The sequence below is a fragment of the Brevundimonas sp. genome (assembly GCF_027487935.1).
GTDB lineage: Bacteria > Pseudomonadota > Alphaproteobacteria > Caulobacterales > Caulobacteraceae > Brevundimonas.
In genome coordinates this window covers 24,769-41,105 of the sequence record NZ_JAIYCP010000005.1, presented here as the reverse complement: position 1 = coordinate 41,105, position 16,337 = coordinate 24,769, and the positions used below count along the sequence as shown (strand labels likewise).

The window sequence follows — 16,337 nt, the reverse complement described above, 5'->3', positions numbered from 1 at the left end:
CCAGGAGCGTCCATGTCTCTCGCCAACGTCGCCATACGTCGCCTGCAGGATGCGCCGTTTCCGGACTTCATCACCCGTCCGGCGATCGACAGCCTGGTCAGCGAGGCACGCCGGCGGCTGGACCGCGAGGCGCCGCATGACGAGGCCGTCTTCGCCCGTGACATGGCGCAACGCGCGATCGCCGAGCATACGGCGGCGGCCAATGCCCAGCACTATGAACTGCCCCCGGAGTTCTTCGAGATCTGTCTGGGCAAGCGCCTGAAGTACTCCTGCTGCCTCTATCCGGCCGCCGATACCTCGCTGGATCAGGCCGAGGAGGCGGCGCTGGCCGAGACCTGCGAACATGCGGGGCTTGCCGACGGACAGCGGGTGCTGGAGCTGGGCTGTGGCTGGGGCTCCCTGAGCCTGTGGATGGCCGAGCGTTATCCGAACGCGACGATCACGGCCGTATCGAACAGCCACGGCCAGCGCGGTCATATCGAGGCCCAGGCGAAGGCCCGCGGCCTGACCAATCTGACCGTGATCACCTGCGACATGAACGACTTCAGCCCGGCTGAAGGAGACGGTTTCGACCGCATTGTCTCGGTCGAGATGTTCGAACACATGGCCAATTGGCGGGCCCTGCTGACGCGTGCCCGGGGCTGGCTGAAGCCCGACGGGCGGATGTTCATCCACATCTTCACCCACCGCGACGCCCCCTACCGGTTCGACCACACCGACAGCGGTGACTTCATCGCCCAGCATTTCTTCACCGGGGGCGTCATGCCCAGCCGTGGCCTGATACGTCAGTTCCCGGACCTGTTCGGGGTCGAGCGGGAATGGACCTGGAGCGGCGTCAACTACCAGCGCACGGCGGACCACTGGCTGGCCAATATGGACGCCAACGGCGATCGGGTGATGGAGCTGATGCGCGAGACCTACGGCCCGGATGCGGCGCTGTGGCGGCGGCGCTGGCGGCGGTTCTACCTGGCCACGGCGGGTCTGTTCGGCAATGACGGCGGCAACACCTGGGCGGTCAGCCATTATCTCCTGAAACCAGCGTAAGGACCTGACTTCATGTTCAAATATATCGCGGCCTACCTCGGCGCGGGCCTGACCTTTGCCGCCATCGACGCGGTCTGGCTGACCAATATGACCGACCGGCTCTACCGGCCGGTGCTGGGCCCGATCCTGGCCGACAAGCCGGATATGCAGGCGGCGGTTGCCTTCTACCTGATCTCCATCTTCGGGACCGTTTTCCTCGCCATCGCACCGGCGCTGCGTCAGGGGGCCTGGCAGCGGGCGGCGATCAACGGTGCGGTGCTCGGCTTCGTGGCCTATGCCACCTACGACCTGACCAACCAGGCGACGCTCAAGGTCTGGTCCCTCCACCTGACCCTGATTGATCTGGCATGGGGCACGACCCTGACGAGCGTCTCGGCGCTGGGCGGCTATTTCAGCGCACGGTGGGCCGAGCGCCGGTCCGGCCGAACCGCGCGGGGTTAACCTTTTTCTTCCCGCGAGGCGGGCACGAGGTGGCGGCGCTGCGGTGATCGGTTAAAGGATCAGACGGTTCAAGGTTCAGTCGGGGATCGTTTTGCGCGCTGGCATCAACGCTTTGACGGCGATCTTCCTGATCGGTGTCCTGGCCGGACTGGCGTTGACGCCGGACGGCCGTGCGTGGCTGCGCCATCCGACGATCCTGCTGGGCGACAGGGCAGCGGCCTCCGCGCCCTTGCCGACATCCGTCGCAGTGCCGGCCGCCGCTGCGACCGCCACCGTGCCTGTTCCAGCCACCGCCCCCGTGGTCCCTCTGAGCGCCCGGCTGGCCGACGGGCCACTGCGCATCGGCGTGTTCGGGGACTCCATGGCCGATGGCCTGTACGCGGGCCTGTACCGCGAGCTGCAGGATGAGCCGAACCTGAAGGTGAGCAAATTCTCGCAGGTGTCGACCGGGCTCACCCGCTATGACTATGTGAACATTCAAGCCAGAACCCAGGCGCAGCTGGATGAGCATCCGGTCGATGTGGCGGTCCTGCTGTTCGGCACCAACGACGCCCAGGGTATCGACACCGGCGACGACATTCACCGGTTCGGCACCGACGGCTGGAAGGCCGCCTATGGCCGTCGGATTGACGATCTGGTCGCCCTGCTGCGAGGCCGTGGTATCGCGGTCTACTGGGTCGGTCTGCCCCGAATGAAGCGGGACAGCCTTGATGAGCAGATGATGCTGATCAACGGCGTGGTCGAGGCGCGGATGCGGGCGCTGGGCGTGCCCTACATCCAGACCGTGGGCCTGACCTCGAACGACGACGGTGACTATGAGGCCTATCTCCCGACGGCGGGCGGACGCCGTGTTCTGATGCGCGCCGGCGACGGCATCCATATGTCGATGGCCGGCTATCTGCGGATGAGTGCCCCGGTCGCGGCGATGATCAGGCGCGACGCCGGACTGGACCGCGCGCCGGCACCGGGTCCCGCTACCCCGCCGCCCGCAGAGCCCGCTGCCTGAGCATGAAACGGCTCGCCGGGGTCCTCGTCGCGGCTGCCCTGGCGTCCGGTGCGGCCGCGCAGGTGCCCTATGGACCGGCGGACATCCCGGCACCGGGCCTTTCGGTCTGTCCTGACGGCCTGTGTCATCCCGAGGCGCTCAACGGCGTGTTCGAAGCCCTGTCGGAGGCGCAAGCCGGTCCGGGTCACGCCCCCGTTCACATCCTCCAGATCGGCGACAGCCACACCGCAGGCGACCGGATCACCGGCAAGCTGCGGGCAGCGCTGCAGGGGCGTTTTGGCGATGGCGGCCGCGGTGTCCTTCCGCCCGGCATTCCCTATGCCGGCTATTCGCCGACGGGAGTTGAGGTCACGACGGAAGGCTGGATCGCCACCCTTGCGCCGCTGGTCGGCAACACCGGCTATGTCCGGGCGGGGGTGGGGCTGACCGGGGTGCAGGCGATCACCGTCCAGCCGGGCGGGAGCCTGACCGTTCGAAGTGACCGCCCTTCGCCCGCGCCCTTGCGCATCGGCCTGTGCGGGGAGGGACCCGGCCGGTTGCAGGTCACGGCGGATGGCGAGATCTGGACCGTCGACCTTGTTGACGGGGCCTGCACGACCCTGATCGCCAAATCGGACCACCGGCAAATGGTGCTCGAGGCCATGGACGGGGTCGTGTCACTGGACGACCTGCGCCTGACCCTCAGTCGCCCGGGGGTCGAGCTCTCCAACCTCGGCGTGGTCGGCGCGACGCTCCGGGATCTGGCCTCGCGCGATCAGGCCGTGGTGGCGCGGGAGCTTGCGGCCTGGCAGCCGGCGCTGATCGTGCTGGCCTTCGGAACCAATGAGGGGTTCGACGACAGGCTGGACCCGAAGGACTATGAGGCGCTGCTGCGCGGGCAGATCACGCGGCTGCGGCGGCTGGCGCCGGAGGCTTCCCTGATGATCCTGGGCGCGCCGGACGCCCTGCGGAACGGCGTCATCAACGGCTGCAGCGCTGATGGGGGACGCAGCCCTCCGCCGTCGCTGGCGCTGGTGCGCGACGTGCAACACAGGGTCTCGGCCGACATGGGTGTGGCGTTCTGGGACTGGCACGGACGGATGGGCGGAGACTGTTCGGCGGATCGGCTTGCGACACGAGGCGAGCCCTTGATGTTGCGCGACCGGGTGCATTTCAGTTCTGCCGGCGCTGACTGGATCGGCGGCATGCTCCATGCCGATCTGATGACCGCCTATGAGGCCTGGGCGGCGCGGCGCAGGGGGGGCGAATAGATGCTCTTCCCCACGCTCGCCTTCGGCGTCTTCTTCCTGTTCGTCTATTTCACCGCCTGGTCGCTGGATCGCGAGAACGGGCGTCGCAAACTGTTCCTGCTGCTGGCCAGCTGGTTCTTCTATGCCCAGTGGGACTGGCGCTTCGTCGCCCTGCTGATCGCCTCGGCGGTGCTGAACTGGGGCGTCGGCGCGCTGATCGCACGGCAGCCGGGGGCGAAGAAGGCCTCGCTGGTCGGCCTCGGGGTCGCGGCCAATCTGCTGATCCTCGGCTTCTTCAAATACTACGGCTTCTTCATCGAACAGGCCGGTGACCTGCTCATGCGGTTCGGCTGGGAGCGGGACCTGCCGCTGCTGCAGATCGTCCTGCCGGTCGGGATCTCCTTCTTCACCTTCCAGGGCATCAGCTATGTCGTGGACGTCCATCGCGGCAAGACGCCCCCGGCGAAGAGCCTGCTCGACGTCATGCTGTTGATGAGCTTCTTCCCGCATCTGGTGGCCGGGCCGATCGTGCGGGCCTCGGATTTGCTGCCGCAGTTCGACCGGGTCCCGCGGCTCACGCGGGAGATGGCGACCTATGGTCTGCTGCTGATCGTCTGGGGCCTGTTCAAGAAGACGGTGATCGCGTCGGAACTGTCGGTGAACCTGGTCGATCCGGTGTTCTTCGACCCGTCTGCCTATTCCGGGTTCGACATCGCCGCGGCGACCTATGGCTATGCGGTCCAGATTTATTGCGACTTCTCGGCCTATTCGGACATGGCCATCGGCCTGGCCGCCCTGCTGGGCTATTCCTTCCCGCGCAATTTCGACCAGCCGTACCGCGCGTCTTCGCTGCAGAGCTTCTGGCGGCGCTGGCATATCAGCCTGTCCAGCTGGCTGCGGGACTATCTCTATGTGCCGCTGGGTGGCGGACGGAAGGGGCTGGTCTCGTCCTGCGTCAACGTCTTCATCACCATGGTCCTGGGCGGGCTCTGGCACGGGGCGGCCTGGACCTTCCTCGCCTGGGGGGCCTTGCACGGCGGGGTGCAGGTCATCGAGCGGCTGGGCCGGGCGGCCTTCGGCGACCGCAAGGTGGTGCCGACGGTGATCGGGGTGCTGGTCACCTTCCATATCGTCTGCCTCGGCTGGATCCTGTTCCGCGCCGAGAATTTCGAACTGGCCATGGCCATGCTGCAGGGGCTGGGCCGGGTCGGGCCGGTGACGGCGCTGACGCCCTTGCTGCTGACCCTGATCGTGGGCGGCCTGGCCATGCACTGGCTGCCGCCGCGCGCCATCGAGGGCGTGGCCGAGCGGCTGAAGGCGGCACCGTCGGTGACCCTGGGTCTGCTGATCGGGGCGGCCATCCTGCTGGTCGAGGCCGTCCGTCCCGAAGGCGTGGCCCCCTTCATCTATTTCCAGTTCTGAGGCGGCGATGACCGACGAACGCGATCCCCCTGAAATCCCCCTGGAGCCGTTTCAGGTCTACCGGCCGGAATCGCCCTTTCCGCCGCTGGACGACGGTCTGCCGTCCGGCGCGCGCGATCCTTGCAGCGACGGGAACCAGCCTGCCGAAGCCCATGACCTGCCGACCCGTGAGAACCGTCTGGTGGCGCTGGGACGGTTCGCCTTTCCACCCGCCCCACCGCTGGACGACGACGGCCTCGCCGCCCGCGATCGCCGTTGGGCCGGCCGCACGATCCTGGTCAGTGCGGCCTTCCTGCTCGTGTTCAACGCCGTCTCGCCCCTGAACTGGTCGCGGCAGCAGGCCCCGTCCTGGCTGCAGGGCACGGTCCAGCAGATATCCGGCGTCTGGGTCGGACAATTGGCGGTCTTCGGGGTCGACATGCCGCGGCAGGGCGTGCGCGAGGCCTGGATGGCGGCGCGCGAAATGCGCTTCACAGGTCAGGAACCGGCGCCGCCCGCGCCTTGACCGGAGCCTTGCCCGGACCCTAGCGTGCCGCAGCCCGTCGGGGCCGGTCGTTTGGGGAGTTCATCATGCGTCATCGTCTGCTCGGCCGGGCCCTGCCCGCCTTTGTGCTGCTGGCCGCCCTGGCCGGCCCCGTGCTGGCGCAGGAGGGCCGGACCTATCAGCAGCCGCCGGCCCCGATCGCCGAGATTCTCGACACCCGCCCGACCCCGACGCCCAGCCTGTCGCCCGACCGGACGATGCTGGCCCTGTTCGAGCGCGCCAACCTGCCGCCCATCGCCGAAATGGCCGAGCCGATGCTGCGGCTGGCCGGCTACCGGATCAATCCGCGCAACAACGGCCAGGCCAACAGCCGGGTGACCTGGCTGACAGGCCTCAGCTTCCAACCCGTCGCAGGCGGACCCGCGCAGGCGGTCAGCCTGCCGGCCAATTCCCGCTTCCTCTCACCCGGCTGGTCGCCGGACGGCCGCTCGGTCGCCCTGCTGATGGATGCGCCGACCGGGCTGGAGCTGTGGGTCGTGGACGTGGCCAGCGGCAGCGCGCGCAAGCTGACGGACGCCCGGGTCAATGCGGCCAGCGGCGGGGCCTTCGACTGGCTGCCGGACAGTTCGGGTCTGGTCGTCCGGATGACGCCGCAGGGGCGTGGCCCGGCCCCGGACGTCAGCCGTCCGCCTGAAGGCCCGATCGTCGAGGAAAGCTTCGGCCGCACGGCCCCCGCCCGCACCTATCAGGACCTGCTGTCGAACGCCGGGGACGAAGCCCTGTTCGAATACTATTTCACCTCACAGCTGACCCTGGTCCCGCTGGCCGGGCAGGCGCGCACGCTGGGGGTGCCGGCCGTCTATCTGGCGTCGGGCGTCTCGCCGGACGGTCGCTATGTCCTGCAAACCCGGGTGCGCAGGCCCTACAGCTATGTCGTCCCCGCAGCCCTGTTCCCGGCCGATGTTCTGGTGACGGATATGGAGGGCGTGGTCGTGCACCGGGTCGCCGACCTGCCGCTGCGCGACAACATCCCGACGCCGTTCGACTCCGTGGCACCGGGCCCGCGCTCGGCCCAGTGGCGGGCCGACGCGCCTTCGACCCTGGTCTGGGTCGAGGCCCAGGACGGCGGCGATCCCCGCACCCCGGCCGAGGTGCGCGACCGGGTGTTCACCCTCGAAGCCCCGTTCGACTCTGCACCGACCCCGCTGATCGATCTGAAGGACCGCTTCGCCGGCATGGTCTGGGGCGATGCCGATACGGCCCTGGTCGTCAGCCGACAGTTCAACAGCCGGCGCGAGACCCGCTATCTGGTCGATCCGTCGAACCCCGGACAGGAACGCGTCCTGCTGGAGCGGAACTATCAGGACCGCTACAACGATCCGGGCTCCCCGGTGACCGAACCCAATGCCAGCGGCTTCCCGGTCATGCGGTTCACCGCCGACCGCACCCGTGTGCTCATGACCGGTGCCGGGGCGACGCGGGCGGGGGAGTATCCCTTCCTGTCGAGCATGGACCTGGTCACCGGCCTGATGGAGCGGATATGGACCTCGGCGGACGGGGTCTATGAGAGTGTCGTCGGCATCCTCGATGAGGACGGTCGCCGCTTGGTGACGCGGCGGGAGACCCGCAACGATCCGCCCAACCTCTTTGTCCGTGATCTGGACGCCGATGCGACGCCGCTGACCAGCTTCCCGGATCCGGCCCCACAGATGGCCGGGGTGACGAAGCAGCTGATCAGCTACACCCGCGCCGACGGGGTGCAGCTGTCCGGGACGCTGTATCTGCCGGCCGGCTACGACAAGGACCGCGACGGGCCGCTGCCGCTGGTCATGTGGGCCTATCCGGCCGAGTTCACCGACGCCGCCGTGGCGGGTCAGGTGGTCGACACCGCCAATCGCTTCACCCGGCCGGGCGGCATCAGCCACCTGTTCCTGCTGACCCAGGGCTATGCCGTGCTGGACGACCCGTCGATGCCCATCGTCGGCGTCAACGGGGCCGAGCCCAACGACACCTATATCCAGCAGCTGACCGCCAGCGCCGAGGCGGCGGTTGAGGCGGTTGTCGGCATGGGCGTCGCCGACCGCGACCGCATCGCCGTCGGCGGGCACAGCTACGGGGCCTTCATGACCGCCAATCTTCTGGCCCACACCGACCTTTTCCGCACCGGCATCGCCCGGTCGGGTGCCTACAACCGCACCCTGACCCCGTTCGGCTTCCAGGCCGAGCAGCGCACCTACTGGGAGGCAGGCGACACCTATACGGAAATGTCGCCCTTCACCTTCGCCAACCGGGTCAATGAGCCGATCCTGCTGATCCACGGCGAGGCCGACGACAACTCCGGTACCTTCCCGGTCCAGTCAGAGCGGTTCTATGCCGCGCTCAAGGGCAATGGTGCCAATGTCCGCTACGTCGTCCTGCCGCTCGAGGCCCACGGCTACCGCGCGCGGGAGTCGGTCGGCCACACCCAGTGGGAGATGACCCGCTGGCTGGACCGGTATCTCAAGAACGCCGGGCCGCGGACGGCTGACTGAGGGTGCGCGCCACTACGGCCATTTTGCTACTGAGCATGGCCGGTTGTGGTCAACCGGACCAGTGGACCGGCTGGGTATATCCCAATGCTGGAAATCTCACGCACTCCGTGGAGATCGGATGTTTCGAGACCTTCGAACAATGCAGGGCCTCAGCCGTAAACACGCTTGCGGCATATGGCCGGACCGATTCCGGGGCGTTTGAGTGCGGTCGGGACTGCCGTCGCTCAGGACCTACCCACCAACTGACTTGATGGACCCAACTTGTCATCCCCGACGGAGCGAAGCGGAGATCGGGGACGGCGCGCATCCCCCCCTGACCCCTCCCGGACAGCCCGCAGGGCTGAGCCGGGAGCCGGGTGGCGGTCACGCAAATGTATGACGTCTGGCAGGGGCGTTCAGCCTCCGTCCCGCCTGTCCGGGTGTCCGCAGGCTGTCGCCCGGCTCAGCCCAAGGGGGCTGTCCGGGCGTGGCCAAAGAGGGGCGGCGGTCCGTCCCCGATCGCCGCTTCGCTCCGTCGGGGATGACAAGGCGCGCGCTTCCCCCGGTCGAACCACGACGGTCCGGTCAGGCTGTTGCGCAGCCACTGAACCCTCGGGGCGGCGCAACATTCCTGTTGCGCCAGCCCCGTTTGTCGGGCCACGCTGCAAGAACGTTGCAACGGGAGCAGCATGGCCTTCGACGAAATGTCCGGTGACGGCGGGGGAGTCCGCGACAGCTATCGCGGACTTGCGCGCTGGCTGGCCGACGCCCCCGACGGCCTGCTGCAGGCGCGGTCGCGTCAGGCGGAGCTGTTCTTCCGCCGCATGGGGATCACCTTCGCCGTCTATGGCGATGCCGAGTCAAGCGAGCGGCTGATCCCGTTCGATGTGGTTCCCCGCATCATCGGTGCCTCTGAATGGGCCGGGCTTGAGGCCGGGCTGACGCAGCGGGTCCGGGCGATCAACCTGTTCCTGGCCGACGTCTATGGCGCCCAGGAATGCCTGAAGGCCGGCATCGTCCCGGCCGAGCTGATCCTGACCAATCCCCACTATGTGCCCGAGATGCAGGGCCGACGGCCCCCGCGCGGGGTCTGGGTGCATATCGCCGGCGTCGATCTGGTGCGGACCGGCGAGGACGGCTTCTACGTGCTGGAGGACAACTGCCGCACCCCCTCCGGGGTCTCCTACATGCTGGAGAACCGCGAGATGATGATGCGGTTGTTCCCCGACCTGTTCGCCGACTATCCGGTGCGGCCGGTCGAGACCTATACCGACATGCTGCTGGCCAGCCTGCGCGGGTCGGCACCCGAGGCGGCGGGGGCGGATCCGACCATCGTCGTCCTGACGCCCGGGCCGTTCAACTCGGCCTATTACGAACACTCCTTCCTGGCCGACAAACTGGGCGTCGATCTGGTCGAGGGGCGCGACCTGTTCGTCGACGACGGCAAGGTCTTCATGCGCACGACCCAGGGCCGTCAGCAGGTCGATGTGATCTATCGGCGGATCGACGACGACTTCCTCGACCCCCTGACCTTCCGGCCGGACTCCAGCCTCGGCGTTCCGGGTCTGATGACCGCCTATCAGGCCGGCACGGTGACCCTGGCCAATGCGGTCGGCACCGGCGTCGCCGACGACAAGGCCGTCTATACCTACATGCCCGAGATCATCCGCTTCTTCACCGGCGAGGAGCCGATCCTGAAGAACGTCCCGACCTGGCGCTGCCGCGAGCCGGAGGCGCTGAAGGAGGTGCTGTCGAAACTGGACCAGCTGGTGGTCAAGGAGGTCGGCGGATCGGGCGGCTACGGCATGCTGGTGGGACCGGCCGCGACCAGGGCCGAGATCGAGGCCTTCCGCAAGAAGCTGATCAACGATCCCGACGACTTCATCGCCCAGCCGACGCTCGATCTGTCGACCGCGCCGACGCTGGACAAGGGCGAGCTGCACGGCCGTCACGTCGATCTGCGGCCGTTCGTCCTGTCGAGCCCCGAAGGGGTCAGGGTCGCGCCCGGCGGCCTGACCCGCGTGGCGCTGAAGCCTGGCTCGCTGGTGGTCAACTCCAGCCAGGGCGGCGGCACCAAGGACACCTGGGTGCTGGACGTCTGATGCTCTCCAGAACCGCAGACAGCCTGTACTGGACCGGCCGCTATATCGAGCGGGCAGACTTTCTCGCCCGCATCCTTGAGGCGACCTTGCGCCTTGCCGCCATTCCGACGCGCGGCGACGGCGATGCCGAGACGGTCTGGGCCAGCGCCCTGGCCTCGGCCGGCGCACCCAAGGCCCTCGGCCGGTCGCCGACCGAAAAGTCGGTGCGGGAGTATCTGGCTTTCGCGCCCGACAACGCCTCGTCCATCACCGCCTGTATCACCCGCGCCCGGACCAATGCGCGCTCGGTCCGCACCGCCCTGACGGTCGAGCTTTGGGAGGCGATCAACGGGGCCTGGAACGGGCTGGAGGAACAGGGCCAGCCGACCCGGCGTGACGAGTTCGCGCGCTTTCTGGAGTGGGTGAAGACCGTCACCCTGTCCGTCGAGGGTGCGACCAGCCGGACCATGCTGCGCAACGACGGCTACTATTTCCTGCGGCTGGGCGCAGCCATCGAGCGGGCCGACAACACCGCCCGGCTGCTGGATGTGAAATATCATCTGCTGCTGCCCGAGGGGGAACGGGTCGGCGGGCAGCTGGACTATTTCCAGTGGACCACCCTGCTGCGTGAGGTCTCGGCCCTGACCGCCTATCGCTGGGTCTATCGCGACAGCGTCAAGCCCTGGCTGGTGGCCGACCTGCTGGTGCTGAACCGGCAGATGCCGCGCTCGCTGGCCAGCTGCCAGGCCTCGATCGTGCGCTATCTGGAACGGCTGGCCAATGACTATGGCCGACGCGGCCCGGCGCAGCGGCTGGCCGCCGAGCGGATGCGGGCGTTCGACAGTTCGCGCATGGAGGACATCTTCCAGTCCGGGCTGCACGAATACATCCAGGCCTTCCTCGCCGAGAATGGCCGGCTGGGCCAGGCCATCCATGACCAGTATCTGAGCTGATCCGTGCGCATCAGTATCGACCACGCGACCACCTATGCCTACGACCGGGCGGCGCGTTTCATCATCCAGACTCTGAGACTGACGCCCCGCTCTTCCGAGGCCCAGCAGGTCCGCAACTGGCGGGTCGAGACGGACGTCGACGCGCGGCTGCACCGGTCCGAGGACGCGTTCGGCAACATCGTCCACACCCTCTACACCGAACAACCGACCCAGAGCCTGACGGTGCGGGTCTCGGGCGAGGTGGTGACCACGGACACCGCCGGGGTCGTTCCGGCGGGGCAGGAGACGCTGTCACCTCTGGTCTTCCTGCGCGACACCGCCCTGACGCGGCGCGACAAGCTGATCGGGGTCTTCGCCTCGGAGTTCTCGGCCCATCCGCCGCTGGAGCGGCTGCACCGCCTGATGGCCGGCATCCACGGCTCGGTGGCATTCGAGGTCGGGGTCACCACCCCCACCCATACGGCGGCCGAGGTCCTGGCCCTGGGGCGCGGCGTCTGCCAGGACCATGCCCATGTCTTCATCGCCTGCGCGCGGCAGATGGGCACCCCGGCCCGCTATGTTTCGGGCCATCTGCTGCGCCGTGACGGCAGGGACGATCAGGAAGCCGCCCACGCCTGGGCCGAGGCCTGGATTCCCGATCTGGGCTGGGTCGGCTTCGATCCGGCCAACGGCATCTGCGCCACCGACCGCCATGTCAGGGTCGCGGCCGGCCTCGACTATCGCGGTGCGGCCCCCGTGCGCGGGGCCAGCTACGGCGGCGGGGGCGAGCGGCTGGCGGTGCGGCTGAACGTGCGTGATGCCGACATGCAACAGGAACAGCAGCAGGCATAGGCCATGGGTTATCCGTCGCGGGAATCTGTTAGCCTGCACGTCATGACGGACGGGCAGTGGGGATTGCGCGCCGCATGACCTATTGCGTGGGCATGCTGGTGGAGGACGGGTTGGCGATGATCGCTGACACGCGCACCAATGCGGGCGTCGACAGCATCTCGACCTATCGCAAGCTGCATGTCGTCGATCGTCCGGGCGAGCGGGTGCTGGGCATCTGCACGGCCGGCAATCTCTCCGTCACCCAGACAGCCCTCGCCATGGCGCGGGAAGGCGTCCATCTCAACGTCGGCGAGCCGGCCGAGACACTGGAGACGGCACCGACCCTGTTCCGGTGTGCCCAGATCCTGGGCCACGCCCTGCGCAGCGTGCGGCTGTCGATCGCCCCGGCGCTTGAGGCGGACAGTCTGAACACCTCGGCCTCGATGCTGCTGGGCGGCCAGATCAACGGCGGCCAGATGGCGCTGTACCTGATCTACAGCCAGGGCAATTTCATCGAATGCGGCCGTGACACGCCCTATCTCCAGATCGGTGAACTGAAATACGGCAAGCCCATCCTCGAGAGCGGTCTGGCCTTCGATACGCCGCTGGCCGAGGCGGTGAAACTGGGTCTGATCTCGTTCTCGACCACGATGCGGTCGAACGTCGGTGTGGGCGCACCGTTCGATGTCCTGACCCTTCGCCGGGACTATTTCAGCGGCGACCAGCGGCGCATCGAAGAGGACGACTCCTATTTCGCCGACCTGCACCTGCGCTGGACCCAGGCCCAGGCCGCGGCGCGCCGGGCGATGCCCGAACCGCCCTGGATGAAACGTCCCCGACCCTCGGTGGTCGAGGGCTGAGGGGCACCGGCGGAACCGCGAACGGTCCCGCCGGACGCCACAGTCTCCGGTCCGTCAGTGGCCGTGGCCGTCGGTCTCGACCTCGGTTGCCCCTGCCGCCCAGCCCTCGCCGCCGGCCTCGGCGAACCAGAAGGGAGCGCGGGCCCGCTGGCGCGGCGCGACCTCGTTCATGCCGGAGTCATAGACGCGGCCGTTGGCGATCGTGAAGGCGATCGAGGTGGTGTTGCGGATGTTCTCCAGCGGGTTCTGGTCCATCACCACCATATCGGCCAGCTTGCCGACCTCCAGGGAGCCGATGTCCCGGTCCAGTCCCAGGGCGCGTGCGCCGTTCAGGGTGCCGGCGCGGATCACGTCCATCGGGGCCATGCCGCCCTGGGCCAGGCTCCACAGCTCCCAATGGGCCGCCAGTCCCTCGCGCTGGCCATGGGCGCCGATCAGGACGCTGACGCCCTGTTCGGACAGCCGCGTCGCCTCGCGGGCGATCGAGATGTGGTTCCACTCATTGTCGGGCAGGGTCTCCGGCCGCCGGGCGCGGGAGTCGAGGATGCGGCGCGGCACGTATTGCGTAAGGATCGGATGGTTCCAGACCTCGCTCTCCTGGTACCAGTAGTTTTCGCCGTAGCTGCCGCCATAGGCCACGACCAGGGTCGGGTTGTAGGCCACCCCCGTCTGGCGCCACAGCTGGTGGACGTCGTCATAAAGACGGGCCAGCGGGATCGAGTGTTCGATCGTGGTGTGGCCGTCGACGATCATCGACATATTGTGCTGGAACAGCGAGCCACCCTCGGGGACGACCATCATGTGCAGCCGGCGCGCGGCCTCGATGATCTGCTGACGCTGGTCACGCCGCGGCTGGTTGTAGCTCTTGACGCTCCAGGCCCCGGCCGCCTGCATCCGCCGCAGGGTCGACAGGGCATCGTCGAGGTCATCGACCTGGGCGGTGAAGGCCGTGCTGGCCCCGTAGAGAATGGTGCCGGTCGAGAAGATGCGCGGCGCGATAATCCGGCCGGTGCGGGCCAGTTCGCTGTGGGCGAAGATCTCGCTGGTATCGGCCGAGGGGTTGTGGATCGTGGTCACGCCGAAGGCCAGCGAGGCATAGTCGACCCAGCTCTGTTCGGGGATGATCTCGTCCGACCCCATGGAGCCGTGCCAGTGGGCGTCGACCAGGCCGGGCATGATGGTCTTGCCGGCCATGTCCATGACCGGGACGCCGGCCGGCACCGGGGTGCTGGAAGCCGGACCGATGGCCTCGATCCGGTTGCCGTTGACGATGACCACCCCGTTTTCGATGACCTCGGTGCCGTTCATGGTGATCAGCCGGGCCCCGGTCAGGGCCATGCGGCCTTCGGGCCTGTCCGCCTGGGCGCTGAAGCCGAGATTGATCCCGGCCTCGTCGGGCGCGGGCAGTTCGTCGGGGGCACCGTCGACGAAGGTGAAGGCCTGGTTCAGGTCGCGGGTGAACAGTTGCGGCCCCAGCGACCATTGCAGCCGCTGCGAGTCGCCTGACCAGCTCAGCCATTCGCCGGCGTCGCGGGTGACCCGGGCCTGCGGCAAGGACTTGCCCTCCGCACTGATGGCGACAGGCCGGCCCGCCATGACGAAGGGGGCGACATAGGCGTTGAACCGCTCGGTCCAGCCGATCCAGTTCCCGTCGGGCGAGACAGCGAACTCGCTGGCCCATTCCGAGGTCAGGTGGGTTCGTTCGTCCTCGCCGTCGAGATTGACCGAGATCAGGGTCTGTTTGTCGCCGTCGCGGCCCTGCAGGAAGACCCGGTCATTGTCGGCACCAAATTGGGGCGTGGAACCGTCGTCGGTCATGAAGACCGGCGCACCGCCGGCCGTGGGGATGCGATAGACGCCGGGGTCGCGGCTCCACAGGGCACTGGTCAGGAAGCCGTCGCTGACGGCGCGATAGACGATGGTCCGGCCGTCCGGCGAGAAGGTCGGCTCGATATAGTGGCCGGGGTTGGGGGTCACCACGCGACCCGCACCGCCGCTGACGGGCACGACGCGGACCGAGCCGAATTCCTGGTCGTCCCAGGTCGTATAGACGATGGAGCGGCCGTCACGGGACCAGTTGGGATACAGCTCGAAATGGTCGTTCTGGCGCGTCAGCCGGCGTGCCGTTCCGGTCGGCAGGTCCCGGATCCACAGAGTGCCGAGGGCCTCGAACACCACCTTTGTCCCGTCCGGCGAGGGGCGGGCCCAGCGGATCATTCGGACGTCGAAGGTGTCGGGTGCCACCTCGACGGGGAAGCGCACCGTGTCCTGCACCCGCCGGGTGTCGGCGACGTGGAAGGGGATGTCCGTGACGGCCTGGGTGCCCACCTCGACGCGCTGGATCCGGCCGTCGGCCCAGAAGACGATGGAGCGGTTGTCGGGGGTCCAGCTGATCGCCGGATAGACGCCGTGGATCGCCCAGGTCTCCTGCAGGTCGCGGTCGAGACCCGAGAAGACCGGCGTCTCACGCCCGGACTCGATGTCCATGACATAGAGGGTCGACTGGTAGCGAACCCGGCGGATGAAGGCGATCGACTTGCCGTCAGGCGACGGCGTCGGACGGATCGAGCCGCCGGGGCCGGTGATATAGGGATCGATCTCGCCCGTCTCGCGATCCAGACGGCGGATGATGTAGATCTGGTCGTTGACGTCCTTGGAGTATTCGAAGGTCGCGCCCGGCGTGGCGTCGTCGCTGAAATAGACATAGCGACCGTCCGGCGAGAAGGCGGGCTCGCCCGTGTCCTTCTGCTGCGTCCGGCGCTCGGTCATCTGCACGCCGTTGCCGCCCGAGCGGTGGTACATCCACAGCTCGCCGGCCCCCAGCGAGCGGGACGAGGTGAAATGCTTCCGCGCCACGATGAACTGGCCGTCGGGCGACCATTCCGGCTGGTTCAGCAGGCGAAAGCTCTCCCGCGACACCTGCGTCGGGTTCGAGCCGTCGGCCTCCATGATCCAGATGTTGTCGCCACCGGCCCGGTCCGAGGTGAAGGCGATATGGCGGCCGTCCGGCGACCATTTCGGCTGCATGTCCCAGGCCACGCCCGAGGCGATGGCCCGCGCCTCACCCCCAGAGACCGGCATGACATAGATGTCGCCCAGCAGGTCGAAGACGATGGTCTGGCCGTCGGGGCTGACGTCCAGCGACATCCAGGTCCCGCGGGTCACGTCGATCGAGATGTCACGCGACGGTCCGGGCGGATTCTGCACATCCCATTTGGGCGTTTCGGCCGAGGCCTCCGCAGGCGCGGCGGCCGGTGCGGCATCGGCGCCGGCGACCGGCGCGGGCGTCTGGGCCCCGGCGGGACAGGCGAGCGCCAGCAGGGCGACCGTGGTCAGAAAAGCGCGCTTCATGGTGTGTCATCCCCGGGGACAGGTGCGGACGTCTCTCGCCGCCGTCAGCGGCCGCGTCCTTGGCGGGGGGAGATGAACATTGTCGGGGGCCGGAAGTCCAGTGGCCGGACCATCCCGCCCCGGACCGCTGCCTCAGCGACCCTGGC

12 protein-coding genes are annotated in these 16,337 nt (G+C 68.2%); 11 read left to right on the top strand and 1 reads right to left on the bottom strand.

The genetic code is table 11. The annotated features are described in order from the left end of the window. Positions 1-12 precede the first annotated feature (12 nt). The 11 genes from Q0053_RS02330 to Q0053_RS02280 all read left to right on the top strand — a co-directional run bounded on the left by Q0053_RS02330 (position 13) and on the right by Q0053_RS02280 (position 12,840). Complete coding sequence (locus tag Q0053_RS02330; RefSeq protein WP_298095468.1) at positions 13-1,044, top strand: cyclopropane-fatty-acyl-phospholipid synthase family protein; 1,032 nt, start codon at positions 13-15, stop codon at positions 1,042-1,044. 12 nt (positions 1,045-1,056) lie between these two features. Then, positions 1,057-1,485, top strand: a complete 429-nt coding sequence (locus Q0053_RS02325) for a DUF2177 family protein (RefSeq protein ID WP_298095466.1) — start codon at positions 1,057-1,059, stop codon at positions 1,483-1,485. Positions 1,486-1,576: 91 nt separating this feature from the next. Then, positions 1,577-2,491, top strand: coding sequence for a DUF459 domain-containing protein (locus Q0053_RS02320; RefSeq protein WP_298095463.1), 915 nt, complete (start codon positions 1,577-1,579; stop codon positions 2,489-2,491). A gap of 2 nt (positions 2,492-2,493) precedes the next feature. Then, positions 2,494-3,741: a GDSL-type esterase/lipase family protein gene (locus Q0053_RS02315; protein WP_298095460.1), complete on the top strand. Its 1,248-nt coding sequence runs from the start codon at positions 2,494-2,496 to the stop codon at positions 3,739-3,741. Further along, positions 3,742-5,142, top strand: a complete 1,401-nt coding sequence (locus tag Q0053_RS02310; protein ID WP_298095458.1) for an MBOAT family protein — start codon at positions 3,742-3,744, stop codon at positions 5,140-5,142. A gap of 7 nt (positions 5,143-5,149) precedes the next feature. Next, positions 5,150-5,647, top strand: coding sequence for a hypothetical protein (locus tag Q0053_RS02305; RefSeq protein ID WP_298095456.1), 498 nt, complete (start codon positions 5,150-5,152; stop codon positions 5,645-5,647). Between the two features lie 65 nt (positions 5,648-5,712). After that, a complete protein-coding gene (locus tag Q0053_RS02300; protein WP_298095454.1) occupies positions 5,713-8,157 on the top strand; it encodes a prolyl oligopeptidase family serine peptidase in 2,445 nt (814 codons plus the stop codon). A 668-nt stretch (positions 8,158-8,825) separates the two neighbouring features. Further along, positions 8,826-10,238 (top strand): circularly permuted type 2 ATP-grasp protein, encoded by a 1,413-nt coding sequence (locus Q0053_RS02295; RefSeq protein WP_298095452.1) that lies wholly within the window; start codon positions 8,826-8,828, stop codon positions 10,236-10,238. Next, positions 10,238-11,170 carry an alpha-E domain-containing protein gene (locus Q0053_RS02290; protein ID WP_298095449.1) on the top strand — a complete coding sequence of 311 codons (933 nt, stop codon included), beginning with the start codon at positions 10,238-10,240 and terminating at the stop codon, positions 11,168-11,170. The genes Q0053_RS02295 and Q0053_RS02290 overlap by 1 nt, the downstream gene beginning before the upstream one ends. Before the next feature lie 3 nt (positions 11,171-11,173). After that, positions 11,174-12,001 carry a transglutaminase family protein gene (locus Q0053_RS02285; RefSeq protein ID WP_298095446.1) on the top strand — a complete coding sequence of 276 codons (828 nt, stop codon included), beginning with the start codon at positions 11,174-11,176 and terminating at the stop codon, positions 11,999-12,001. Positions 12,002-12,075: 74 nt separating this feature from the next. Next, positions 12,076-12,840 (top strand): peptidase, encoded by a 765-nt coding sequence (locus Q0053_RS02280; protein ID WP_298095444.1) that lies wholly within the window; start codon positions 12,076-12,078, stop codon positions 12,838-12,840. Positions 12,841-12,894: 54 nt separating this feature from the next. On the opposite strand, the gene Q0053_RS02275 is transcribed toward Q0053_RS02280, so the two are convergent. Further along, positions 12,895-16,191, bottom strand: a complete 3,297-nt coding sequence (locus Q0053_RS02275; protein WP_298095442.1) for an amidohydrolase family protein — start codon at positions 16,189-16,191, stop codon at positions 12,895-12,897. Between the last annotated feature and the right edge of the window lie 146 nt (positions 16,192-16,337).